General features: G+C 62.3%; 21 protein-coding genes. 3 read left to right on the top strand and 18 right to left on the bottom strand.

The features are described from left to right. Nucleotides 1-67 precede the first annotated feature (67 nt). The 13 genes from HCN58_RS21645 to HCN58_RS21585 all read right to left on the bottom strand — a co-directional run bounded on the left by HCN58_RS21645 (nucleotide 68) and on the right by HCN58_RS21585 (nucleotide 13,009). Nucleotides 68-1,162, bottom strand: coding sequence for an NAD-dependent epimerase/dehydratase family protein (locus tag HCN58_RS21645; protein WP_171581421.1), 1,095 nt, complete (start codon nucleotides 1,160-1,162; stop codon nucleotides 68-70). Beyond that, complete coding sequence (locus HCN58_RS21640) at nucleotides 1,159-2,274, bottom strand: NAD-dependent epimerase/dehydratase family protein (protein ID WP_171581420.1); 1,116 nt, start codon at nucleotides 2,272-2,274, stop codon at nucleotides 1,159-1,161. Before HCN58_RS21640 ends, HCN58_RS21645 begins: the two co-directional genes overlap by 4 nt. A gap of 263 nt (nucleotides 2,275-2,537) precedes the next feature. Then, complete coding sequence (locus tag HCN58_RS21635; protein ID WP_171581419.1) at nucleotides 2,538-3,791, bottom strand: phosphopentomutase; 1,254 nt, start codon at nucleotides 3,789-3,791, stop codon at nucleotides 2,538-2,540. Between the two features lie 43 nt (nucleotides 3,792-3,834). Next, entirely contained in the window at nucleotides 3,835-4,779 is a 945-nt protein-coding gene (locus HCN58_RS21630; RefSeq protein ID WP_171581418.1) for a class I SAM-dependent methyltransferase, read from the bottom strand. After that, a complete protein-coding gene (locus HCN58_RS21625; protein WP_171581417.1) occupies nucleotides 4,757-5,791 on the bottom strand; it encodes a GNAT family N-acetyltransferase in 1,035 nt (344 codons plus the stop codon). Before HCN58_RS21625 ends, HCN58_RS21630 begins: the two co-directional genes overlap by 23 nt. Next, nucleotides 5,788-6,840 (bottom strand): glycosyltransferase family 4 protein, encoded by a 1,053-nt coding sequence (locus HCN58_RS21620; RefSeq protein ID WP_171581416.1) that lies wholly within the window; start codon nucleotides 6,838-6,840, stop codon nucleotides 5,788-5,790. Before HCN58_RS21620 ends, HCN58_RS21625 begins: the two co-directional genes overlap by 4 nt. Continuing rightward, the gene (locus HCN58_RS21615) at nucleotides 6,831-7,709 is read right to left on the bottom strand and encodes a PIG-L deacetylase family protein (RefSeq protein WP_171581415.1); all 879 of its coding nucleotides are present in this window, start codon (nucleotides 7,707-7,709) and stop codon (nucleotides 6,831-6,833) included. Before HCN58_RS21615 ends, HCN58_RS21620 begins: the two co-directional genes overlap by 10 nt. Beyond that, the gene (locus HCN58_RS21610; protein ID WP_171581414.1) at nucleotides 7,706-8,641 is read right to left on the bottom strand and encodes a glycoside hydrolase 5 family protein; all 936 of its coding nucleotides are present in this window, start codon (nucleotides 8,639-8,641) and stop codon (nucleotides 7,706-7,708) included. The genes HCN58_RS21615 and HCN58_RS21610 overlap by 4 nt, the downstream gene beginning before the upstream one ends. After that, complete coding sequence (locus tag HCN58_RS21605) at nucleotides 8,638-9,405, bottom strand: TIGR04290 family methyltransferase (protein ID WP_171581413.1); 768 nt, start codon at nucleotides 9,403-9,405, stop codon at nucleotides 8,638-8,640. Before HCN58_RS21605 ends, HCN58_RS21610 begins: the two co-directional genes overlap by 4 nt. Beyond that, entirely contained in the window at nucleotides 9,405-10,214 is an 810-nt protein-coding gene (locus HCN58_RS21600; RefSeq protein WP_171581412.1) for a nucleotidyltransferase family protein, read from the bottom strand. The genes HCN58_RS21605 and HCN58_RS21600 overlap by 1 nt, the downstream gene beginning before the upstream one ends. A 2-nt stretch (nucleotides 10,215-10,216) precedes the next feature. After that, the gene (locus tag HCN58_RS21595) at nucleotides 10,217-11,311 is read right to left on the bottom strand and encodes a CgeB family protein (protein ID WP_171581411.1); all 1,095 of its coding nucleotides are present in this window, start codon (nucleotides 11,309-11,311) and stop codon (nucleotides 10,217-10,219) included. Next, on the bottom strand, nucleotides 11,308-11,904 hold the full coding sequence (locus HCN58_RS21590) for a histidine phosphatase family protein (RefSeq protein ID WP_171581410.1): 597 nt from the start codon (nucleotides 11,902-11,904) through the stop codon (nucleotides 11,308-11,310). Before HCN58_RS21590 ends, HCN58_RS21595 begins: the two co-directional genes overlap by 4 nt. A gap of 13 nt (nucleotides 11,905-11,917) precedes the next feature. Next, nucleotides 11,918-13,009: an inositol-3-phosphate synthase gene (locus HCN58_RS21585; protein ID WP_171581409.1), complete on the bottom strand. Its 1,092-nt coding sequence runs from the start codon at nucleotides 13,007-13,009 to the stop codon at nucleotides 11,918-11,920. A 369-nt stretch (nucleotides 13,010-13,378) separates the two neighbouring features. Between HCN58_RS21585 and HCN58_RS21580 the strand changes: the two genes are divergently transcribed. Next, entirely contained in the window at nucleotides 13,379-13,660 is a 282-nt protein-coding gene (locus HCN58_RS21580) for a hypothetical protein (RefSeq protein ID WP_171581408.1), read from the top strand. 373 nt (nucleotides 13,661-14,033) lie between these two features. Next, nucleotides 14,034-15,953 (top strand): alpha-amylase family glycosyl hydrolase, encoded by a 1,920-nt coding sequence (locus tag HCN58_RS21575; protein WP_171581407.1) that lies wholly within the window; start codon nucleotides 14,034-14,036, stop codon nucleotides 15,951-15,953. 39 nt (nucleotides 15,954-15,992) lie between these two features. Here HCN58_RS21575 and HCN58_RS21570 read toward each other — a convergent pair whose 3' ends face one another. From HCN58_RS21570 to HCN58_RS21555, 4 genes are all read right to left on the bottom strand, one after another. Beyond that, entirely contained in the window at nucleotides 15,993-17,018 is a 1,026-nt protein-coding gene (locus HCN58_RS21570; protein ID WP_171581406.1) for a Gfo/Idh/MocA family protein, read from the bottom strand. Further along, entirely contained in the window at nucleotides 17,015-18,007 is a 993-nt protein-coding gene (locus tag HCN58_RS21565; RefSeq protein ID WP_171581405.1) for an MDR/zinc-dependent alcohol dehydrogenase-like family protein, read from the bottom strand. Before HCN58_RS21565 ends, HCN58_RS21570 begins: the two co-directional genes overlap by 4 nt. A 139-nt stretch (nucleotides 18,008-18,146) precedes the next feature. After that, nucleotides 18,147-19,295 (bottom strand): DUF305 domain-containing protein, encoded by a 1,149-nt coding sequence (locus HCN58_RS37150; RefSeq protein WP_171581404.1) that lies wholly within the window; start codon nucleotides 19,293-19,295, stop codon nucleotides 18,147-18,149. Beyond that, nucleotides 19,295-20,464 carry a zinc-dependent alcohol dehydrogenase gene (locus tag HCN58_RS21555; RefSeq protein ID WP_171581403.1) on the bottom strand — a complete coding sequence of 390 codons (1,170 nt, stop codon included), beginning with the start codon at nucleotides 20,462-20,464 and terminating at the stop codon, nucleotides 19,295-19,297. Before HCN58_RS21555 ends, HCN58_RS37150 begins: the two co-directional genes overlap by 1 nt. 149 nt (nucleotides 20,465-20,613) lie before the next feature. Between HCN58_RS21555 and HCN58_RS21550 the strand changes: the two genes are divergently transcribed. Then, nucleotides 20,614-21,399 carry an SDR family NAD(P)-dependent oxidoreductase gene (locus HCN58_RS21550; RefSeq protein ID WP_171581402.1) on the top strand — a complete coding sequence of 262 codons (786 nt, stop codon included), beginning with the start codon at nucleotides 20,614-20,616 and terminating at the stop codon, nucleotides 21,397-21,399. Between the two features lie 91 nt (nucleotides 21,400-21,490). Here HCN58_RS21550 and HCN58_RS37145 read toward each other — a convergent pair whose 3' ends face one another. Beyond that, nucleotides 21,491-22,825, bottom strand: a complete 1,335-nt coding sequence (locus HCN58_RS37145) for a phosphoribosyltransferase family protein (RefSeq protein WP_311966849.1) — start codon at nucleotides 22,823-22,825, stop codon at nucleotides 21,491-21,493. Between the last annotated feature and the right edge of the window lies 1 nt (nucleotide 22,826).

The following is a 22,826-nucleotide window of genomic DNA, read 5'->3' as shown; positions in this document are numbered from 1 at the left end:
TCGACACGGTGGAGTCATGGCCTCAACTCCGCGAGAGTTCTGCGTGCCATGCGGAAAACTGCGGCCGTCATATCCGGGCCTCCAGCAGTTCAGAGGTCGAGGCGCCGCTAGCGCTGACTTGGCTGTCCAGCCAGCGCTCGATAAGGTGCAGACCCTGCGGTACCGAGACTTGTGGTTCCCACTCGACCGCCTGCGATACCGCGCGGATGTCGGAGACGTACCACGGCTGGTCACCGGGACGCCAAGCAGCATAGCGGACATCCGGCCGATCATCGCGTAATTCGGTAATGAGCCCGAGCACGTCCCGCAGGCTGATCGCGTTGGATGGACCGCCGCCCAGATTGAAGATCCGGCCGGAAATGCCGTTGATGTTGTCGAGCGCTGCGATCCAGGCATTGACGGCGTCATCGACAAACAGCGCATCGCGGACCTGGTGACCGTCGCCGTAGATCGTAATCGGCCGCCGCCGAATGGCCTGGAGCAGAAAGTGCGCGATCCAGCCCTGGTCCTCATTGCCAAACTGGTGCGGGCCGTACACGCAGCTCATCCGCAGCACGACCGAGCGCAAGGCGAACACGCGCGCGTAGTCCCGGACATACTGATCCGCAACGCCCTTCGAACATCCGTAGGGACTGTACAGATCGAGCAGGGTGTCCTCGGCCACGCCATGCGCAAACCGCGCCTCATCGGGCACATAACGGCCGTCGACGCGACGCACCTCGGATGGATCGAGCAACTTGCCGTAGACCTTGTTGGTCGATGCGAAGATGACGGGCGCGCGTGGATTGTGCCGACGTATCGCCTCCAGGACGTTGAGGGTGCCGCGCCCGTTGATCTCGAAATCCGAAATCGGGTCCTCAAGGCTGGTGGTGACCGCCACCTGGGCAGCGAGGTGCATGACGGCGGTGCTCGCCGAAGCCAATGCGTTGACGGCGTTCGTGTCTCGCGTATCGGCGATCTCGATCGAAACACGGTTACCGTATCGCTGCCTCAGCCACTCCGCGTTCTCTTCGGATCCGCGTCGTGACAGGTTGTCCATTGCCACGACGCTGCGCCCGCGTGCGGCCAGTCCGGCGGCGATGTTGCAGCCAAGAAATCCGCAGCCGCCGGTTACCAGGATGCGTTCGGAAGTGTTCTTGATGTTGGGACTGGCGAAGGTCATGCTACGAGCCCCCGGTCCTCCAGCTCGCGCGTAGCCGCCTCAACCGAATCGACGGCCGCTTGACCAGCGAGCCATTGCGCGAGCCGGGCAAGCCCGTTCTCGAAATCGACTTTCGGGACGTAGCCGAGCCGACTGCGGGCCTTGTCGATGTCGGCAACGCAATGGCGGATATCGCCCGCGCGGTATTTTCCGGTCACCTGCGGCGCGATGCGCGGCCGCCCCGTCACGCGGGCCAGGTCGCTGGCGACGGAGCTGATGGTCCGGCATTCGCCCGAGCCGATATTGTAAACGTCGTCGGCGCCTTCGCGGCATTCCAGCGCCAGCTTGCACGCCTCTGCGACGTCCTGCACATGAACAAAATCCCGGCACTGGTTGCCGTCCTCGAATATCAGGGGCGGGCGGTTGTTGAGCAGCCGCGATGCAAAGATCGAGAGCACTCCGGTGTATGGGTTCGAAAGCGACTGCCGCGGTCCGTAGACATTGAAGAAGCGCAGCGCCACGGTCGGAATGCCATAGGCCCCGCCGATGATCAGGCACTGGCGCTCCTGATTGTACTTGCCGAGCGCATAGATCGAGCTCAGCGAGGGCTGCTTGCTTTCGGGAGTTGGCAGCGGCGTCAGTGGTGTGCCATCGCTGTCCAGCACATCCCAGATGCCGCGACGGAGTTGTTCGACGGGACGCTGCTGCGGCGCGACAGTCGTTCCGTCGTTGCGCCTGGCGAGACCCTCGCCGTAGATGCTCATCGAAGAGGCGCAAACGAGCTTCTCGACCGGCTTCGAGGCGAGCGCTTCGAGAAGCACGGCCGTGCCGAGATCGTTGGTGCTCGTGTATGAGGAAATCTCGTACATGCTCTGACCGACGCCCACTGCGGCGGCGAGGTGAATGACGGCATCCATGCCAGCAAGGGCTCGGTCGACATCGCTTCTGTTTCTGATATCGCCGACAATCAGTTCTGCTTCCTTGTCAAGATAGTTCGGAGGCGTGCCGTCTCGGTGAACCTGCGAGGCAAGCGCATCCAAAACCCGCACCGAGTAGCCGGACGAAAGCAGAAGGTCGGTTAAGTGGGAGCCGATAAAACCGGCACCCCCGGTTATCAAAATGCGCTTTGACATCGTCTCTCCCGAAACGGCTGTTGCTAGTCTCGGCGGACCCGAATGCCGCCATCACGGAAAATGTTCTGATCCTGTGATCGGTACGCTCTGTCGTGAAGCCGACATTGGGTTCGCGAAGCGCGCACGTCGGTCGAACGCGGGGAAAATTTGTTTGTTCCTGAATTCGTGAAGTCTAGGCCTTCTCCAATGGTAGAGGCGGGCGAAGCCGCCGAACGGCGACTGGGTACCGTCGCGCGACCATGTGCTAGTCGCGTCGAGACTCGTCAGAGCGCAGGCGCTCTACTGTGCAGCATGTCGCGTCCGGTTCCCGCCGACGCCGACGCCGAGGCCAGCGCCAGATGTTCGTCTATCGCGGCAGCGACGTCGGCGAAGGTCTCGCGGCGGCCGATCGGTCCGGCTGACAGCGATGGTCCAAACAGCAGCACGGGAACCTGCTCACGCGTATGATCGGTGCCCCGCCAGGTGGGATCGCAACCGTGATCAGCGGTGATAACCAGGAGATCGTCCTCGCGCATCATCCGGCGGATCTCCGGGATGCGGGCATCGAAAGCCTCCAGCGCGGCGGCGTATCCGGCCGGATCACGGCGATGGCCATGAAGGCTGTCGAAATCGATGAAATTTGCAAATAGTAGTCCGCCTTCCGGCAGGGCGGATAGTCCTTCAAGCGTGCGGTCAAACAATGCGGCGTTGCCGTTGGCCTTGAGCACGCGTCCAGTGCCGCAGTGCGCAAATATGTCGCCGATCTTGCCGACGCTAAAGACGCAGCGGCCAGCCTGCGTCGCTCGGTCGAGGATCGTCGGGCGAGGCGGTGGAACGGAGTAGTCGCGCCGGTTTCCGGTGCGAACGAAATCCCCGGCCGACGAGCCCACGAATGGCCGAGCGATGACCCGCCCGATCCGAAGTGGATCGACCAGCCGCCGGGCGACGGTACAGAGCTCGTAGAGCCGCTCAAGTCCAAAGGTGTCCTCATGCGCGGCAATCTGAAAGACGCTGTCGGCCGACGTGTAACAAATCGGCTTGCCCGACGTGATGTGCTCTTCGCCCAGCTTCGCGATGATTTCGGTGCCGGACGCGTGGCAGTTGCCGAGAATTCCGGGCAGATTGGCCTGCTGGCACAATGCCGAAATGAGCTTCGGGGCGAAGCACGGAACTTCGCGGGGGAAATAGCCCCAGTCAAACAGGACCGGCACGCCCGCCAATTCCCAGTGACCCGACGGCGTGTCTTTCCCCTTCGAGATTTCCGCAGCGCAGCCATACCGTCCGATTGGCTGCGTATCGCTCTGCAGTCCGGGCGGCACGCAGCCGGTCGAAAGTCGGGACGCCTCTCCGAGCCCAAGTTCCACCAGGTTCGGTAGCCGAAGCGGACCTGCGCGCAGGGATGCGCGATCGGCTTGGCCATGTGCGCAGACCTCGGCGATGTGACCTATGGTGTCGGCGCCCTCGTCGCCATAACGGGCTGCGTCCGGAGCGGCACCGATACCGACGGAATCAAGTACCAGGACAAGAGCGCGAGCCATCGTCACTTCTCCTTTCGCACCGCAATTGCGGGCCAACTCCGAATCATATCGAACGTTCCTGCTGGCTCGATTTCCGCAGCAGGAAACACGTGCCGTCCCAGAGGGAGAATTCCCGGGTCGCGCTGTGCCGCACGCTCAGTCCCGCTTCCTGCGCGAAACGCCGCAGTTCGTTCCCGCTCGCTGTCGGATCGTCGCTGTAGGCATAGTTCAGGATGAGCAGGTGGGCGTCGCGGCGCAGCACGCGCGCCATCTCGCAGATGTGGCGCTGCGCGAGATCGGACATCACGAAATAGGGAAAGACATCGATGGCACAAACCAGGTCGATGGACTCGTCCGGGAAGGCCGACAGGTCTTGTCCGGAGGTGCGAACGAAGACGGTATTGCCGCAAGCGGCGCAGCACTCGCGCGCAGCCTGAAGCATGTGCATCGAAACATCGATCCCGATTGCCGTTTTGACGTGGCGGGCCAGCGCCTCGACGATACGTCCGCTGCCGCAACCGACATCGAGCACAAAGGCGTCGGCCCGCAGCAAATTCCACGCGCGGATGCGTTCAACGATTTCATCGGTCGCAGCACGCAACAGATCCGCGCGGCCAAGGCAATAGAGCGCGACGCTTGCTTCGCGCGAAACGCCGACGGCGTCATCAAATATCGTGGCCCATGTTTCTGGTGACGGGTGCGGATCGCGAGCGCCAGGGTGGTCGAGCGAGTGCATGACGGCCTTTATGTTTGCAAATGCATCGGGCGTCTGATCCCAGAGCGCGCGCATGCGCTGGAGCCGGCTTGCGGCTTCGCTGCGCTCATGCGGAGCGGAGCGGATATGGCGGATTGCCGCATCGAGTGCCCGGTCGGCCTCCTCGGCACAAGAGGCGGCCATCAATACCTGCGCTAACGCCACGTTTTCAGGCGTGCGGCCGTACGCCCCGCGAAGGGCAGGTTCGAGCAGGCGTCCGGCGATATGATCGTCAGGCTTGTCGTGTGATGTCATGGCTATTGACACCAATGCGGTGAAACACGCGGTATGTGTTCAAGCAATCACGTGCGCCCCATCCATATTTGTATGGCTCCCGGCCGCGAAGAAAGTGGAATTTGTGCGCGCCTTCGCAGATCGACTCCGCGATAACGTATCCGAGGAGGACCACGCTGGGAGATTCGAAGGCGTAGGCGGGGTCGAACCCCGTGAGGTACCCATAAGCCTGATTGCGGTGCATAAAACCGTAATAGGCTGCCGCGGGGTGGTCGTCGATTTGCAGGAGATAGAGGCGCAGCAGATTGGCGGCCGCCAGGCCCGGCAATGCGTCGCGGTGAAATTGCTGCACATGGGAATCGGCAAGAACGCCCGGCTCTCCGCGCGAGCTCCAGCGATGCCGGTGAAGCGCAACAAGTGACTCGAACATATCGAAGGCGGAGCTGCGGTCGGCTGCCCTGACCTGCAGCGAGCCGCGCCGCTCGGCGCGATTGTGGGCGGTGCGAAGTGCGCGACGCTTTCTTGGCGGCAATATCCCCGGCAGCTCGTCAGGCGTGCTTGGCAAGTCTAAGACCGGACAGGCACTGGCGCGCGCGCTAGTCACGTTGCAGCCGCGTGGGATCGCCAACCGGAGCGCGTGTGCGTCGGGCGGCAGCTCCGCGAGTTCCATGACGTCCCAGAAGTCGACGTCCTCCAGACGTGAACTCAGCAGTGCCAGTATGGGCTCCTCAAGCTTGGGGGCGATCAGAAAATCGTGATAGTCGGTCACGGGAAATCCCATCAGCCGAGCAAACCGTCCGCGTGAGCGGCGTTCGCAGCAGAATGGTGCGAGTCCGACCAGCCGCCGATCGAAGTGAACCGCGAGAACGCAAGCGTCGCCGTCCGAAAGATTGTTCCACCACGAGAGTAACCACGCTGGCGACTGGAACGGCGTCGCGGTCGGCGATTGCCGCCACAACTCCCACCAATCCGGCGCGAGCGCCGCAAGCTCGGATACGTCCGTGATCACGCGACAGGTGAACGGCGCCGTCATGCCGCACCTGACAACGAAATTCGGCCAAGCCATCCATAGACCGACAGATAGCTCTTGTTCATCCGCTCGAGTGAAAATCGCTGACGTGCCGAACGGCGGCAGATCTCGCCATCAAGCGCCGAGACCTCCGTGAGAGCCTTGGCCATCTCGACTTCATCGTGAACGAGAAAGCCGGTCCGGCCATGTTCGACGGCTTCTGCAAGCGCGCCGCGGGCAGATGCGATCACCGGTGTGCCGCACGCAAGCGCCTCGCGCGCGACCAGAGAACTTGTCTCGGGCGCAAGAGAGGGTATGAGCACGCATCTGGCCATCGCGAGCAGGCGGCGTTTGCGCGCGAGGCCGACGGGCCCGATGAAGCGCCGCAGGCGATCCAGCGCCGGTTTGACGGTCGTTTCGAAGTACCGCTGATGCGCCGCATAGGGAAAGACTTCGCCGCAGATAAAAAGCGGCAGGTCTGCTCGCTTGGCCGCCTCGATGGCAAGATGGACGCCTTTTTCCGGACATATGCGCGCGAGCATCAGAGCAAAATTGCGCTTTGCGCCGCCGGCGGCAAAGAAATGGTCCGCAACTCCATTTTCGATAGGAGCCAGCATGTGCGGATTGGGCGCCGAGGCCGCATGCTGAGATCGCGAGACGCAGTTGAACCACACATTCGGCCGACGCGGGCTGAGAGATTCCCCCGGATACCAATCGATCGGGAGATGGAGGGTCACCAGCACAGGGGGGCCGTCCCGTGGCAGGTAGGCATGAAAGTCGATGCCATGCAGATGGACGATATCGATCGGCCAGCGCGCAAGCGCGCGCGCGAGGGCGTGGCGGTGTCGACCCTGCGCAGCCTCGATCTCGACCTGATGCAAATCGCGCGATACGCGAGGAACCGATATGTGAATGCCGGCCGCCTGAGATCCCTCGCACGCGATCAGGATCGAACGATGACCGGAATCCACCAGCGCCTTGTCGAGCTGATGAACCACTTGCTCCGCACCGCCAACCGAATTGGGGCCGACCGGAGCAAAGGGATAGGCGACATTGAGTACCGTCAGAACCATCGTTCGCCTACTAGGCCAAGTTCGTTCATCGCTGAACGGGACAGCATGAGCCAGGATTTACCGGTGAGCCCCCAATTGTACTGCTCGTAGAGCAGCTTTCCCCGGTTGGGCAGCGAGTGGAAATCGTAGGCTGGTGCTAATCGGAAGCGTTCGACGTCGGAATCGAAGGCCGACAGGGTTGCGCGCTGGGTCGTGTGCGCCGCAACCATGCGGCGCTTCCAGTCTCGTTCCGCCGCATTCAGCCGGACCGCGATGGCGGGCTGTCTCGGATGGCGCGAAAAGCGTTGCGTCGTCCAGCCGTGGTCTTTCCGGTGATAGAATGGCATCTCGATCACATCGAGCGCCTGTCCATGGCGCCGTCTTATAGCGGCAACCGCATGCACCGCGAACGCCGTGGCGTCATGATCCGGGTGTCCTCCTTCGAACGCGTGCGAGAGAACGACCTTGATGTCGCGCGCCGCAACGAGAACAATGATTGCGCGCGTGAGATCGGCGAGACGAAACGCGGTGGTCTGATCGGAAAAGCCGAGCTCGACGATCCTGCTTGCCGGCAGATTCGCCAGAACCAGCGCGTTGCAAAGCTCGCGCTCGCGGGCGGCCGCATAAGCGGTCGGGCTGGCATAGCCGTGCGCCCGGGCATCTGCGCCGTCACGCGGTGCGCCGTTTGTCGCGACCACGACGGTCACGTTATCAAGTCGGTGAAGCTGAGCCCCACAGCCGATGGTTTCATCGTCGGGGTGGGCGACGATGACGGCGACGTGATCTGCCGCGGCGTGAGCGCGATTGGGATCGACCAGAATTTGCAGCAGTGCCTTGCCCGCCGCACGTTGTGGCGCTGCATGTCGCTCGGTGACTGCCGTGGCGGTCATTGTGCGGCTTCCGTCTGTTCGGCGACTGGAGTCCCGGCAATTTGCGGCGGCGCATAGCGCTCGGTCATCGCGGCGCAGAATTCGGCGAACTCCTCCGGCACCTGAGGCGCGCTCGTGTGGTGTGGTGCGATGCCGCGATGTTCCGGCGTAAAACAATAGGTGATCGTAACGTCGAACTCCGAAAGCGCTTCCATTTGCCGATCGAACCAGTCGAGCGCATTCGGGCGAAAGCTGTCGGCCCAGGAGAGGCCGGTCCGCAGGCTCCGGACCCCCAGCCGTCTCATCCACGCCACGGCTTCGCACAGCCGATGATCCTCAAAGTGAAACCACTGGCAGATGCCAAGTGCAGGTGCGTGGCGCGGGAAGCGCTCCGCCGCCATCTTGGGCGATCCATCCTCCCGCAACAGGCCCATCGCAAAATGACGGTAGTAGGAGGATCCCTCGGCCTCCTTGTGCCGCGTCGTGGCCGGCCACGCGCGCGGCAGATCATAAAGGCTGTACCAGTGAATGCGCGGCGCTTGCCCGATCAGCAGTTGCGCCGTGCGATCAAGTCCCCAAGCCTGCACCTCCTCGGCGCCAAAACTCGATACGCCAACTTCCGACACCCAGACCGGCAGATCGGTGACCGCTTTGATTTCCTGAATCTTGGCCGGCCATTCGTCGATCTGCCAAAGATTCCAGTCGAGCGGAAAACCGTGCACGGCCACTGCATCGACATGGTCGAGCACGCCCTTTCCCATCATGTTTGCAATGAAAGCCGGATCGATCGGAGAGATGCCTCCGAGCACACGTGGCAATGATGGATTGACCCGTTCTATCGCCTTGCCGGCGCCGATCGCCGTCTCAGCGAACAGGTCCCAGTTGGGGTCGATCTCGGGATCCCAATGCGACTTGTTGTTCGGCTCGTTCCAGATCATCACCGCTTCAATCATGTCGAGCGACCTCTCTTCGGATAGGCCGCGCCAGCGCCCGGAGGGGCCTCGGTCCGCCGGCAGATATAGACTTCGTTCTCGGGGTGCAGCTCTATCTCGAACCCACTGCTGCGCAGCATCGCCTCGACGCTGGCGTTGTTCGGGATCCACCAGTTGGTTGGATCGTCGGCGTATCGATGTTCCACGAAGTGCAGTTTGGGATAACCGGGGCGGTTGAAGTGATCGTCTTCCCAGAATCCATAATCCTGCTTCAACTGCTCCACCTCGGCGCTGCCGCGCAGCATCGATTGAAAAACGAGCAGATCGCCTGCCGCATGTTCATGGATCAGATCCAGCGCGAGCAGGGGATGACGCAAATGGTAGAGCACACCGAGAAACAGCACGATATCGAACCGTTCTCCAAGCGTCCCGACATCGTACACGGAGACATTGCGAAATTCGATTTCGAGGCTGCTGACTTCCGCAGCAAAGCGCGCCTGGCGCAGATAGTCTTCATCCGTATCGATGCCGAGCACGCGTGTAGCTCCGCGCCGCTTCATTTCGAGCGAATAGAAGCCGGCATTACAGCCAATATCGAGAACGGTGTGGCCTTCGATCTCCGGTACGATTGCCTGCGCAAACCGGCGCCACTTAACCGATGGGTAGTCGCCGAGAAAATGCGTTGGCGCCGTGCTGACGCCCCCGAGTTCGAGGTTGTGGAACCATGGCCCGAGCTGCTCGATCCGCAGCCGGATGTCTTCCGTCGTCAATTGCCGGTTGCTCATCACGTCCGCACCTCGTGTGCAAGCGAGTTGTTGTCACGCCGCATATGAGGCAGTGCCGCGGCAATGCCGCTGTCCGATGGCGACTTGCCCCTGATATCCTCGAGCAGGCTTATGGCGGCTCGATAGCCATGCAGGGTCCCGACGTCGACATAAGCCTGGCCTGCCTTCACCGCGGCGGCCTTACCTCCCTGCGCGAGGTAGGCATTCACCAGCGTGCCGAAATATTCGTCCGTTCGGTTTCGCACCAGCCAGAGCTGCCTAAGCTCTTCGAACACGTCTCCCGGCATCTTGAAGGCACCCCAGATCCAGTTCGAGTCGGGGTGGGGCTGCTTGACCTGGATTTCCCGCACCTGGTCTTGATCGAGAACAACGGCGTCGAAGAATTCGGGCCGTTCGACCGGAAACAGCAGGAAAGACAGAACGTCGTTGGGCAGTTCGGCCAGCCCGTCTTCAGGAAACCAGACGGTGTCCGGCAGGCCGACGACGACAGGTGCGTTGCAGTCGACGATCGGCCGCGCAGCAAACACCGCGTCGCAAAGTCCGACCGGCTGTTCCTGCACCACATACACGATCGGCGTCGAGCCGTAGCTCGCCCCGAAATACTCCATGATGTCGGATTTTCCGGGAGAGATGACGAAGCAGATCCTGTCCGCGCCGCCGCAAACCATGCGCTCGACGAGATACTCGCTGACGGCGCAGGGGCGCTCGATGCCGCCTTCGGTGCGACTGCCGACCGGCAGCAACTCCTTCGAGAATGCAAGCGGCTGGATCCGGCTTCCACGTCCTGCTGCGGGCACGATACCCCACATGGCTAAACCTGCTCCATTTCACGCGTTGGCGAGATCAGTGTCTTGGACACCGTGGCGATCAGTTCGTAAGCCCGCTGCTCCGACGTGTGCGCGGCAAGCGTATGCTCGCGCGCGGCCCTGGCCACGCGATCGAGTTCCGCGTCTGAAAGCTCGATCGCGGCAAGCGCGTCGGCAGTATCGCGAGCAACCAGGATTTCATCCCCGGGTGTGAAGAATGTCTCCAGCCCTGCCCAGGCGTCGGAAAGAACCGGCACGCCGCAGGCAGTGGCTTCGAACAACCGTCCGGACGGGCACCAGCCCAGATCGGCCATGGGTCGGCGGGTCACGTTCAGCGTGAGGCGAGACGACGCATAGAATGCCGGGTGATCGGTCGGAGGCAGGTGATGAACGAAGAAGATGTTCGGACACCAGGGATAGTCCTGCGGATATTGTGCGCCGCCGATCACGAAACGAAGGTCAGGTCGCGCTCTTGCGGGAGCGGTGAACAGCGCATCGAGAGCATCCTGTCGATCTGCGGAATAGGTCCCAAGGTATGACAAAGCGAACTGGCGCAGGGATGCCGCTTCGAGAGGGCGATGCACGTCCGGATCGACGTGACCGTAAAGCGGAACGACCTGACGCGCGCCGAGCTCGTCGCGAAGCGCATCAAGTGCCGCGCCACCGGTGTAGCTCAGGACGAGATCGAAATCTGCGAGCCCTCGTACGCCGATATAGGGGATCGTATCGCCGCGACGGAGCCGCGATAACGTGACCGGCGTATCGAGATCATAGAAGACACTGAGTGTCCGGCCTGCGGAAATGATGAGGTCGGCGGCGGCCAGGGCGTCAGCGGCATACGATGTCACAATCGCAGCGTCTGCCTCACGTACTTCGCGCAGGGCCTTCGACTGGACGGAGCTCCAGTCGGGGTAGATGACGAGTTCGCCGCCTGGCAGGGCGAAGAGGTCGCGGTTTATCGCATAGTAAGGCGTGTCGCGCTCAAAGAAGACGACCTCGTGTCCTTGCCGGATCAGTGCAGAACATAGCCCGCGCCAGAGCGTGGCATGACCGTTGCCCCATGACGAACTGAATGTGAGACCGAAGATAACGAGCTTCATGATACGACCGGCTGGTTCAATGCAATGACTTCAGTGCCGCCTCGATCGATTGAGATGGTGCTGATCGTAGCGGGAGCGATATCGAGGCGGTGATAGTCGTCCAGCGGCAGCCTCAGAGCATGCAGAACGATGGCGCGGATGACTTCGGCATGGCTGCACAAGGCGATATGGCCGTCCGGCAGCGACGCTGCGACCTTGTTCAGATGGTCAACGGCGCGCACCTGTAGCTCCAGCATGCTTTCACCCTTCGGCGGGCGAACGCGACCGCGCTTCGTGTTCCACAGATCCCATAGGGGGTCGTCATTGAGCGAGGTGAAGGAGCGCCCGGTCCAGTCCCCGGCGTCCAGTTCGTCGATGCCGGCGAAGATTTGGACGGCAAGTCCGAGCCGCTGCGCCAGCGGTTCTGCCGTTTCCAGCGCCCGCGTCTGGGGGCTTGAGTGCACCGACCCGATATCGCTGCTGCCGAAGGTATCGGCGATCCGCCGGGCCTGATCGCGCCCTCGGCTGTTCAGTCGCACGCTCGCCATGCGCCCGACCAGGATGTGATCGACGACATCATGAACCCCGTGTCTGATCAGCGAAAATTTTGTCATGGCGGAATCCGGCTCAACTCGTCCCTGCGATGAAGCCCAGAGTTCTCTCGCGAGCCTCATGGTCCGAAAACTGTTGTGGCGGTGACTTCATGAAATAGCTCGACGGGCCTACCAGGGCTCCGCCAATGCCGCGATCGATCGCAAGCTTGGCGCAACGCACGGCGTCAATGACCACACCCGCGGAGTTGGGCGAATCCCAGACCTCAAGCTTCATCTCGAGATTGAGCGGAACGTCGCCAAAGGTGGTGCCCTCCAGCCGGATGTAGGCCCACTTGCGATCGGCGAGCCACGGGACGTGGTCGCTCGGACCGACATGAATACCGCCATCGGGCAGCGGCACGTCGAGTTGGCTGAGTACGGATTGGGTTTTTGAGATCTTCTTCGATTCCAGACGCTCGCGTTCGAGCATATTCCTGAAATCGGAGTTTCCGCCGAAATTGAGCTGGTAGGTGCGATCCAGTCGAACACCGCGCTCGCGAAAGAGATTGACCAGCATGCGATGCAGAATGGTTGCGCCAACCTGGCTCTTTATATCGTCGCCTATGAGAGGAAGTCCGCGGCTTTCGAACTTGCTGCGCCAGAGCGGATTGGACGCAATGAACACGGGGATGCAATTGACGAAGGCGCATCCGGCCTCAAGCGCGCAGTTTGCGTACCATTCGCTGGCGCGCTGCGAGCCGACGGGGAGATAGGAGACGAGCACATCGGTGCGTGTGGTTGCCAGGCGCTCGGCGACGTCAACCACCGGCAGGTCCGATTCCTCGATCTCTTCACGAAGATAACGGCCCAGCCCGTCCATCGTCGGGCCACGCTCGACGGTGGTGCCGGTAAGTCTAGCGTTGGCGAACCGGAACGTGTTGTTGGGTGCAGCGTAGATTGCTTCCGAGACATCCCGCCCGACCTTTTTCGCGTTCACATCGAACGCTGACGCTATCTCGACATCCCGGATGTGATAGCCGCCGAGGTCGATATTCATCAGGCCCGCAAGCGGCTCGTTGGTGCGGGCATCGGCATAGTGGGTGAGGCCTTGCACGAATGAGGAAGCGCAGTTGCCAACACCGACGATGCCGACGCGAACCTTTTTAGAGGGGGATGTCTGTTGCATTGCAGGCCATGTCGCTGGAGACAGTTTCTGCAATCCGTAATGCGGCTGTGCGATTGTTTGTTCCTGCTTGGTCGAGTCGATCGATCTCTTCCTGGAGATGATCGGAAGAAGATGATGCTGATGACGGCGACGGGATGAAGAAGATGATGATGATGATGAAGATGATGAGGAGGAGGACGGTCGACAAAGGGCGATGATGAAGATGCTGACAGCAGCAGGATAACAAGCACGGTGGACCAGAGGCGTTAGACGTAACTTCCACCAGGTGATTTGGTGTCTGGAACGCTTGCTGCCGTCATCGAATTAGATTGTAGCGACGCCCGCGCACCAGACGGGATTCGAGAAGGGACGTGAGCGAGGAGACGAGCTATGTCCAATGGTAAAACTACGACGAACCATGAGAGTATTAGGCGCTGGGCCGAGGAACGTGGCGGCACGCCGGCCACCGTAAAACGAACGAAGGAGGGTGACGAGCCGGGTGTGCTTCGCCTCGACTTCGAACCGCGCGACGAAAGTCTGGAACCGATCGGGTGGGATGAGTTCTTCGAGAAGTTCGACAAGGAAGATCTTGCATTCCTGCATCAGGATCGGACCGAGTCGGGTCAGCTGAGCCGGTTTCACAAGTTCGTCAATCGGTCATCTGCCCAGTAGTAAGGGCCTGCCAGTCGACGGTTCCAAGCTGGCCCGGTCACCTGATGGGTGCTGATCGCCCCTGGGTGCCGCGCCGGCGGGCACCCCCACGTTTTTCCTGCCCGCTTCCATGATTACCGCCGCTTACGGGGGCCAATCATGACTGTTGGCTTGAGAGGAAAACTTGGAGGGGAACGCTTTGGCGCCTGCTGGCAAGGGTCGGACAGAGGCGTGGGGCCTGATCGCCAAAGGTCGATCCATCGGCACGCCTTGATGGAACCGAGTTTACGGACTATTCCGCGCCTGTCCCTCGAGATAGTGGATGAAAATCTCGGCCAATGACGTTCGGCCGCGAACGCTGGTGAGAGCAGCGCCCCCAAAAATTGCGTCTAACATGTACCTGCATCTGATACGTGCCGGACTGCTCGGCGCGGCCCTGTTGTTGACGGGTGCTGCGGATCAGGTTCCCGTCTCATTCGGCACCGCTGGCGGCGACACGTGGGATTTTTTCAAATCGGTCGACATCACCGTCCCTGAAGGGCGCTGCGATCAAATTGTGGTGACCTCACCCGGCTCGGCCGTCACGCTGCCGGCCGGGCGAGGCCAGGCTCACGCCCGGATTTCGCTTCAGCCTGGTGACAATCAGGTCAGGGCCGAATGTCGGCAAGACGGCATCGAGCGCGGGTCGGCACAGCAGAGCTGGAATGTCCGGCTCCACAACACGCCGACGGCACTGGTCGAGATATCCGAGAACGGCAGGGGCCTCACGCTGGGTGCGCAACGAAGCGCGCCTGCGCCGGTCCGCGGCAGCGCGATCGCCGCGTACGAATGGCGAGCGCGCGATGACAATCCGGCACCGCTTGCTGGATTGCCGGCGAGCGGCGCGCGCATCGAGCTCTTCGACGTGCCGCCGGACGGCGAATATTACGTCACGGTCAAGGTCACGGACGGCAGCGGCCGCACCGACGAGGCGACCGTGATGCTTCGTGCGCAGGGCGGGATTTTGCGAACCGTTGACGCCGGCCATGATCACGCCACCTGGATCGACCGCGCCGTCGTATATGGCGTTGTGCCCACGTTGTTCGGCCCTCGCGGCCTTGCCGATGTCGCCGCGCGCCTCGATCAGCTCAGGGAACTCGGGGTCACGGCGCTGTGGCTTTCGCCGATTACCGAAAGCCCGCCGGACGACTTCGGTTACGCCGTGACGGACTATTTTCGGATCCGGCAGAGCCTTGGCGATGAACGGAAGCTGCGCGAACTGGTCCAGGCCGCCCACGCGCGCGGGATCCGCGTGATCATCGACTTCGTGCCCAACCATTTGTCGGATCAGCACGTCTATTTCGCAGATGCTGTGCGACACGAGCGCTCGTCACCTTACTTCAGCTTCTTCGCGCGCGGGAGGGACGGCAAGGCCGAGCACTACTTCGATTGGAGAAATCTGAAGAATCTCAACTACGCCAATCCGGAGGTACAGCGCCTGGTTGTCGAGGCCTTCGCATATTGGGTGCGCGAATTCGATGTGGACGGCTTTCGCGTCGATGCCGCATGGGGCCCGAAGCAGCGGGCGCCGGAGTTCTGGCCCCGTTGGCGTGTGGAACTCAAGCGTATCAAGCCAGATCTGTTTCTGCTTGCCGAGGCTTCCGCGCGCGACCCCTATTACGGCCGATACGGGTTTGATGCAGCCTATGACTGGACCGGGAAGCTTGGCGAATGGGCCTGGCGCGACGCCTTCGAGGACGAACCGAACACAGCGCGACGGCTGCGTTCTGCGATCGAAGCATCGGCCTCAGGCGAGGTCCTGGTATTCCGGTTTCTGCAGAACAATGACACGGGCCCGCGTTTCCGCTCACGCTACGGAGTTGGCCGCACCCGCGTCGCTGCGGCCATGCTGCTGACGCTGCCCGGCATTCCCGGTATCTATACGGGCGAGGAGGTCGGTGCAGCCTACGAGCCGTACAGGGACGCCCACCAGATCGCATGGGATGACGATTACGGACTGCAGCATTGGTACCAGCGGCTGATCGCACTTCGCCGCGAGCACGCCGCGCTGCGATCGCGCGAAATCCGCATGCTGGATGTCGCCGACGGCCAGAACGTGCTGGCCTATTTGCGAGGGGCCGGCGAGCCTTCAGAGGACGTGCTGGTGCTCCTGAACTACGGCAAATCGCCCGTAGATGTGTCGATTGCGCGTGACGTTGTCGAAAAGCTATCCGGCGGAAGCTTGAGCGATCTCTTGACCGGAGAGGAAATCGGCATCGGCGATGGCAACATCGGACTGGATGGCGAGACCGTTCGCATCCTGAAGCTCCGATGAAGCACGTCCGCCAGACGTGGCGTAGCTGCAAGCAAGGGCTCACCTGCCGTAAATCTGGTCCAGCACCGCCGCCACCTCGGCACATCTTTCGACGGAAGGATCGAAGCCCGTTCCCGCAGCGAGCGCCCGCGCCCACTCGACGGCGGCGCGTCCGAACCACGCATCCGGCGGGGCGGCGAGGGTTTCACTTGCCGTTCCGCGATAGAGTTCGGCAGCAAAATCATAGAACGACCCATTGATGTTCCGCATCGCGGCGCCGCCGCGCGTGCCGTAGAAGGCCGCGGAAATCACGGCATCGCGCCCGGCCGGCAGCCGCCACGAGCAGGTGAGATGCACGGCCGCCCCGGTTTCCAGGTCGATGGTAGCGAGTGCGTAGTCTTCGGCGCGCTTGGCCTGCGTGGAAAGCAACTGGCCGTTGGCAAACAGCCGTGACGAGGTGCGCGCGACCTTCGGGAAATCAAGCACCCATAGCGCCAGGTCGACAAGGTGAACTCCCAGATCGATCGCGCAACCGCCGCCCGCCAGCGCCGGGTCGTAGAACCACGGCTTGTCCGGCCCATAGGCATTATGGAAGGTCAGTTCCACCGCGTAGACATGTCCGAGCTCGCCATTGTGCACCAATCGCCGGATCTGGCGCATGGCCTCGGTAGATCGGTACGAAAGGTCGACTGCGAGCAGCCGATTTGCCGAGCGCGCCGTATCGATCACCGCGCGGACTTCTTCAGCCGTGCGTCCCAGCGGCTTCTGGCAAAACACCGCTTTGCCGCGGGCGAGTGCGCGGATAGATTGCTCGGCATGAAGTGCTGTTGGCGTTGCAATGACGACGCCGTCGATGTCCTGGTCCAGAAGCTCTTCGAATGTCGAAAGCGCTTTCGCGTCGGGCGCAAGCGGCGCCGCCTGTGCAATCATCGCATCGGCGGTATCTGCAATAGCAGCGATCTCGACCACATCCGCTTCGGCGATCGCTCTCATGCGATGGTGTCCGATCCACCCTATGCCGAGAAAGCCGACGCGCGGGCGCGTCGTTGCGGGTGCGCGGCTACTTTCGATCGACACCTGCGTCATGTGCATGTCACCAGGGCTTTGAGAAAACCATCCGGACGATCGCGTGTGGCGTCGAGGGCGTCGCCCAGGCGGTCGAGAGGAAAGCTGTGCGTATACAGCGGGCTCGGATCGAGCTGGCCCGCAGCGACGATATCCACGGCGTCGCGAATGCCGTGCATGTAGATCTGTGGATCGCGCTCATGGGCATTGATCACGTCAATTCCGCGCCAATTCCAAAGCTGCATGTTCACCTGCCGCGGTCCGTCCTGATGATAGCCTGCGACGATCAGGCGGCCGCGCTCGCGCGTGAGCTCCGCGGCCAGATCCAGCGGCCACTGCTTGCCGGTCGCCTCGATCACGCGATCGCAGAGCTCACCCCCATTGAGCGTTTTTGCCTGCTCGATGGAGCTGGATTTGTTGTCGATCTGAATGGTCTCGGCTGCTCCCATTCGGCGGGCCATTTCGAGCGCAAACGGTCGTCTGGAGAGGGCGATGACGTTGGCGCCGGCACTGGCGGCCAGGCTCGTCAGGATAGCGCCGAGAAACCCTATTCCGACAATCGCTACCGTCTGTCTCGCGCTGATTTCGCTCCGCCGAAAGATGTTCATGGCGCAACCGAGTGGTTCGCCTGGAAACGGTTGTTCATGGAGCGTTACGGGGATCTGCACCACAGCACTTGCATCCGCCAGATCATATTCGGCATAGCTGTGATAGGACAGCGCGGCCACCCGTTCGCCAATCGATACACCCGTGACGTTCTCGCCAACGGCATCGACGATGCCCCAGCCTTCGTGGCCGAGGCCGCCGGGTTCCGTGGGAAACGTCGCCCATTGCGGACCTGCCCAGACCGCGAGGTTGGACGCGCAAACGCCACAGCCCTCCAAGCGGATGCGTACCTGATTAGCTGTCGGCTCTGGCCGACGTACCGTCTCGACGCGGGCCAGGCCCGGCCCGCGCAGAACAGCCGCACGCATGGTCCGCGCAACGGGTGAAACTGAAACAATGTTCATGGCTATCGTTTGCTTTGAGAGGGCAGGACCTTCACGCCACTAACATTCTTCGGGCGGCGCGAGTTCCCCGGCGGCAACCGAACGGCTAGCCGTACGCTTCGATTGGAAAGGTGATCGGCCCATCGGCGGCGAACGTCGGCTAGTTGACATTATCGGCAAACATGTTGCGGAGCGCTGTCGCAACAGCCGCACTTCCTTCCATCCTCTGCATGAGCGCGATCTCGCCTTGCTGCTCATGTCGGATTGCGTGCGCCATGATGCGCAAGCGAAAGTCTCCGCGGCCGCGCCATGCCAGATCGGCCATCCTGACGGCACCCTTGTGATGCAGGGTCATCATGGCGGTGAATTGCGCATCGAATTGCTCCGCTGCTGCAGTCGTGACCTGCTGCATCTGCGCGGGCGTCAGATAGCCCGGCATGGTCGCGCGCTCATCCGCCGTGCAATCCGGCATCGGCGCCTTGAACCAGCTTTGCCACCAGCTCTCGAAGATCCTCTTCTCGCCGCTTTGGCTCGCGACCATCAGGTTCGCGAGCGCGCGCAGATGCGGTTCGCGGGCCCGCTCGGCGCCGAGACTGGCAAGCTCGATCCCTTGGGCGTGATGTGTGGTCATGTGGCGGATATAGGTTTGGTCCGCATCCCTGTCCTGCCCGATCCAGGGCAACTCGCGGCCGATAACGCTCAACAGCGCTATGCCGCCGAGCAGCAGGATCACAGCCACCGACGCTGCCGCCCACGCTTTGGCGAAGCGCATATCCCTGTTCGGGGCGCAGCCGGGCGCCCAGCGCAGCCATGCAAACAGCGGATATATGAGGGCTGATGCGCCGTGAACGAGGAGGCCGATCCAATACGGCTGCCGAAGCGTGAACAGCGGCTGCCAGAATGGAATGAGCGGCACCAGCAGGAGCCATTCCGTCGCCGACGAAAAGACGGCCCAGAGCAGGGCGAGCAGCAGGATGGCGAGCGGGCGAAGTTGCGCGGTCCAGCGGCCGAGTACGCCGAAGAACACCATCGCCCAGGAAAAGTCCGCCCATTGGTGAAAGGCGATTCCCGCGAACATCGCGCTCCACAAAGGCTCGGCACTGAGCGCCCAATCGCGTGCGGGTATCGCAGCGACCGTCATCCAGTCGACCCATGCATCGCGCCCGATGCGCGCAGCAAAGAGCTGGCTGACGATGGTCGAGAACGTGCTGCTGAGGAGGCCAAGCTCCGCCGCAGCGATCCAGCGCGACCGAAGCTGATGCTCTGAGATAGCGGATGGACGTCCGTCAAAGGTGCCTTCAAGCTGCACTAGGGTTTCATCACCACTTTGATGCAGCCGTTCTCCTTGTCCCGAAACATCTTGTACAGCTCCGGCCCCTGTTCGAGCGTGGCGCGGTGGGTGATGACAAAGGAAGGATCAATCTCGCCTTTGGTGATCCGCTCGAGCAGCTTTGGCAGATAGTGCTGCACTGGTGTCTGGGCCATACGGAAAGTGAGGCCGCGGTTGATCGCTGAGCCCATCGGGATTTTGTCCAGCAATCCGCCATAGACGCCGACGATCGACACCACGCCAAAATTGCGGCAGCAATGAATGGCCTGGCGCAGAACGTGCGGACTGTCGGTGCCGAGATAGGTGGCGACCTTGACCCGATCGACGACCGCGTCGAAGCCGGAGCGGATGTCCGGTTCGGTGCCGACCGCATCGATGCAGGCGTCGGCACCGCGGCCCTGGGTCAGCTCCTGGATCCGGTCGTAGATCTCTTCGTTCCTGAAATCGAGTGTAGTGGCCCCGGAAGCTTGCGCCAGCGCCAGCCGCTCCGGCACGGTATCGATTGCGATCACCCGCTCGGCGCCGAGCAGGAATGCGCTCTTGATCGCCATCTGGCCGACCGGCCCGCAACCCCAGACCGCAACCGTCTCGCCGCCTTTGAGGTTGCAGAACTCGGCGGCCATGTAGCCGGTCGGGAAGATGTCCGAGAGAAACAGCACCTGTTCATCGGTGAGACCATCGGGAACCTTGATCGGTCCGACATCGGCATACGGCACGCGCATATACTCGGCCTGACCACCGGCAAACCCGCCGAGCATATGTGAATAGCCAAACAGTCCGGCGGGCGAATGCCCCCACAGTTTCTCCGCAGCTCTCGCGTTCGGGTTGGATCGTTCGCAACCTGAGTAGAAGCCGCGCTTGCAGAAGAAGCATTCCCCGCATGCGATTGTGAACGGTACGACGACGCGGTCGCCGGCCTTCAGCGTCCTGATCTCCGGCCCCACCTCGACCACCTCGCCCATGGTCTCATGTCCGAGCACGTCGCCCTTCTCCATGCTGGGCATGATGCCGTCGTAGAGGTGGATGTCGGAGCCGCAAATCGCGCAGGCCGTCACCTTGATGACGACGTCGCGTCCATGCTCGATCTTCGGGTCGGGCACGGTATCGCAGCGGATGTCGTTTTTGCCGTGCCAGGTGAGGGCGCGCATCCAATGAGCTCCGGCGTACAAATGGCCAAAGACCTAAGCCGCAAAATCGCGGCCGGTTCCTATTTTTGCGCCCGGAGAATTGGAACGAGCAGGCGCTGCGGCAATTGAAGGGCAAACGCCCAATTAACGCACAAGTTGAGGAGGCGGCGATGCCTGCCAACAGATACTTCGCGATGGTCACCGGTGCTTCCACCGGCATCGGACTGGAACTTGCAAGATGCTGTGCGCGCGCCGGCTTTGATCTGCTCATTGCAGCGGATGAGCCCGCGATCGAGGCCGCGGCGGACGAACTGCGCAAACTGGGGGTGACGGTGGATTCAGTCCACGCCGACCTCGCAACCCTCGAAGGAGTCGATCAGCTATGCGCCGCCTCGCGAGGACGTCCGGTGGACGCCTTGCTCGCGAATGCAGGCGTGGGTCTCGGCCGGGCGTTCCTCGATCAGGAGTTCAACCGGATCAGGCGAGTCGTTGACACCAACATCACCGGCACCCTCTATCTGATCCATCGCATCGGGAGCGGTATGCGCCAGCGAAATAGCGGGCGCATCCTGATCACCGGATCAATCGCTGGATTCATGCCGGGCAGCTTCCAGGCGGTCTATAACGGAACGAAGGCGTTTCTGGATTCCTTCTCGTTCGCCATTCGGGAAGAGCTGCGCGGTAGCGGTATCACCGTCACCTGCCTGATGCCCGGTGCAACCGAGACGGAATTCTTCCGCCGCGCCGACATGATGGATACCTATGTCGGCACCGCGAAGAAGGACGACGCGGCCGAGGTCGCAAGAGCGGGCTTTGAGGCGATGATATCTGGCGAAGGCGATGTCGTCACTGGGCTTAAGAACAAGATCCAGTCCGCCGTCGCCAACGTCACTCCCGCCGCGGTTTTGGCCCGACAGCACCGCAGGATGGCAGAGCCGGGCACCGCGAGATCATGATGCGGAAGAGGCTTCGACCGGGTCGGCGTCCGATGCCGAGAAGGTCACGACGGAATTTGGAGACCATCACTAACCGCTGCTCACAAGTTCCTCACGCACGCGGCGGGTTCGGGCTACTGGCCTTTGAACGATGTAACAACTCGGTAACTTCCTGATCCGAAGTCTGGCCGAAATTCCTATAGTGCATGCCGACCGCAAAAAACGGATCGGGGCTCTTGAGACAAATGATCTCATCTGCCTCCGCACTCAGATCGTCAAGCGACTCGCGTGGCGCGACCGGCACCGCGAGGACGAGACGGCCTGGCTTCGCCCTTGCGAGCGCCCTCAGCACGGCTTTCATGGTCCCCCCGGTGGCGATGCCGTCGTCGACCACGATGGTCGTGCGACCGGCAATCTCTGGCGGTGGATCATCGTCGCGGTAAAGGCGCCGGCGGCGTTCGATTTCGGCGAGCTGGCGGGCAGTCTCGGCTTTCAGGTACGCCGCGCCCGGCTCGATCTCGCGAACGATGTCTTCATTGAGGACGACTTGTGGATGGGCGCCGTCGACGACCGCGCCTAGCCCGAGCTCCTCATGTCCCGGCGCGCCGATCTTGCGCACGAGCGCTACGTCCAGCGGGGCGTGCAGCGCTTGCGCAACTTCGAACGCGACAGGCACGCCGCCGCGGGGCAGCGCAAGCACGACCGCGTCCCTATCCCTGAATTTCATGAGCGCCGATGCCAGCCGGCGTCCGGCGTCTTGCCGGTCGTTGAAAACCGTATCGGCATCGATCACCTCCTCGGAGAGGGGCGACGCCAGGAATTGGCGGAACCAGCGCGTGGCATATTGCGTCACCTGCTCGAGCGCGCCGGGTTCTTCGAACAAATGCGTCGCTTTTGGCACGATCACGAGGTCCTTCTCGCAAGAGAGCTCCGCAAAAGCCGAACGGTTGAGCGGAATCACCGGCAGGTCGGCTCCGCCTACGATCAACAGGGTCGGCGCCCTGACGGCGCGTAGCGCATTGCCGGCCAAATCCGGACGACCGCCGCGCGAAACCACGGCAGCGACGTTCTGCCGGTCGGCAGCCGCGACCAGCGCGGCCGCTGCACCGGTACTTGCGCCGAAATAGCCAATCGGAAACTTCGCGAGCTCTGGCCTGTCGCGGGTCCAGTCCGCGGCGTCCGCAAGCCGCGATGCCAACAGCGGGATATCGAACACGTTGCCGCGGTCCCGCTCCTCCGCGGGGCTGAGGAGATCAAGAAGCAGCGTGGCAAACCCGGCTTCACGGAGAGCCGCTGCGACCTGGTTGTTGCGTGGGCTTAGACGGCCGCTGCCGCTGCCATGCGCAAAGATCACGATGCCGGCCGCATCGTGAGGCACGCCCAAAATGCCCGCAAGGTGGTGCGGACCGATTAGGACTTCACTGAGCTGTTCCCGTGCACTCGCCATG

The sequence above is a fragment of the Bradyrhizobium australiense genome, from assembly GCF_013114825.1.
Taxonomy (GTDB): Bacteria; Pseudomonadota; Alphaproteobacteria; order Rhizobiales; family Xanthobacteraceae; genus Bradyrhizobium; species Bradyrhizobium australiense.
The sequence above is the reverse complement of the archived record's forward strand: the minus strand, read 5'-3'. Positions and strand labels throughout refer to the sequence as shown.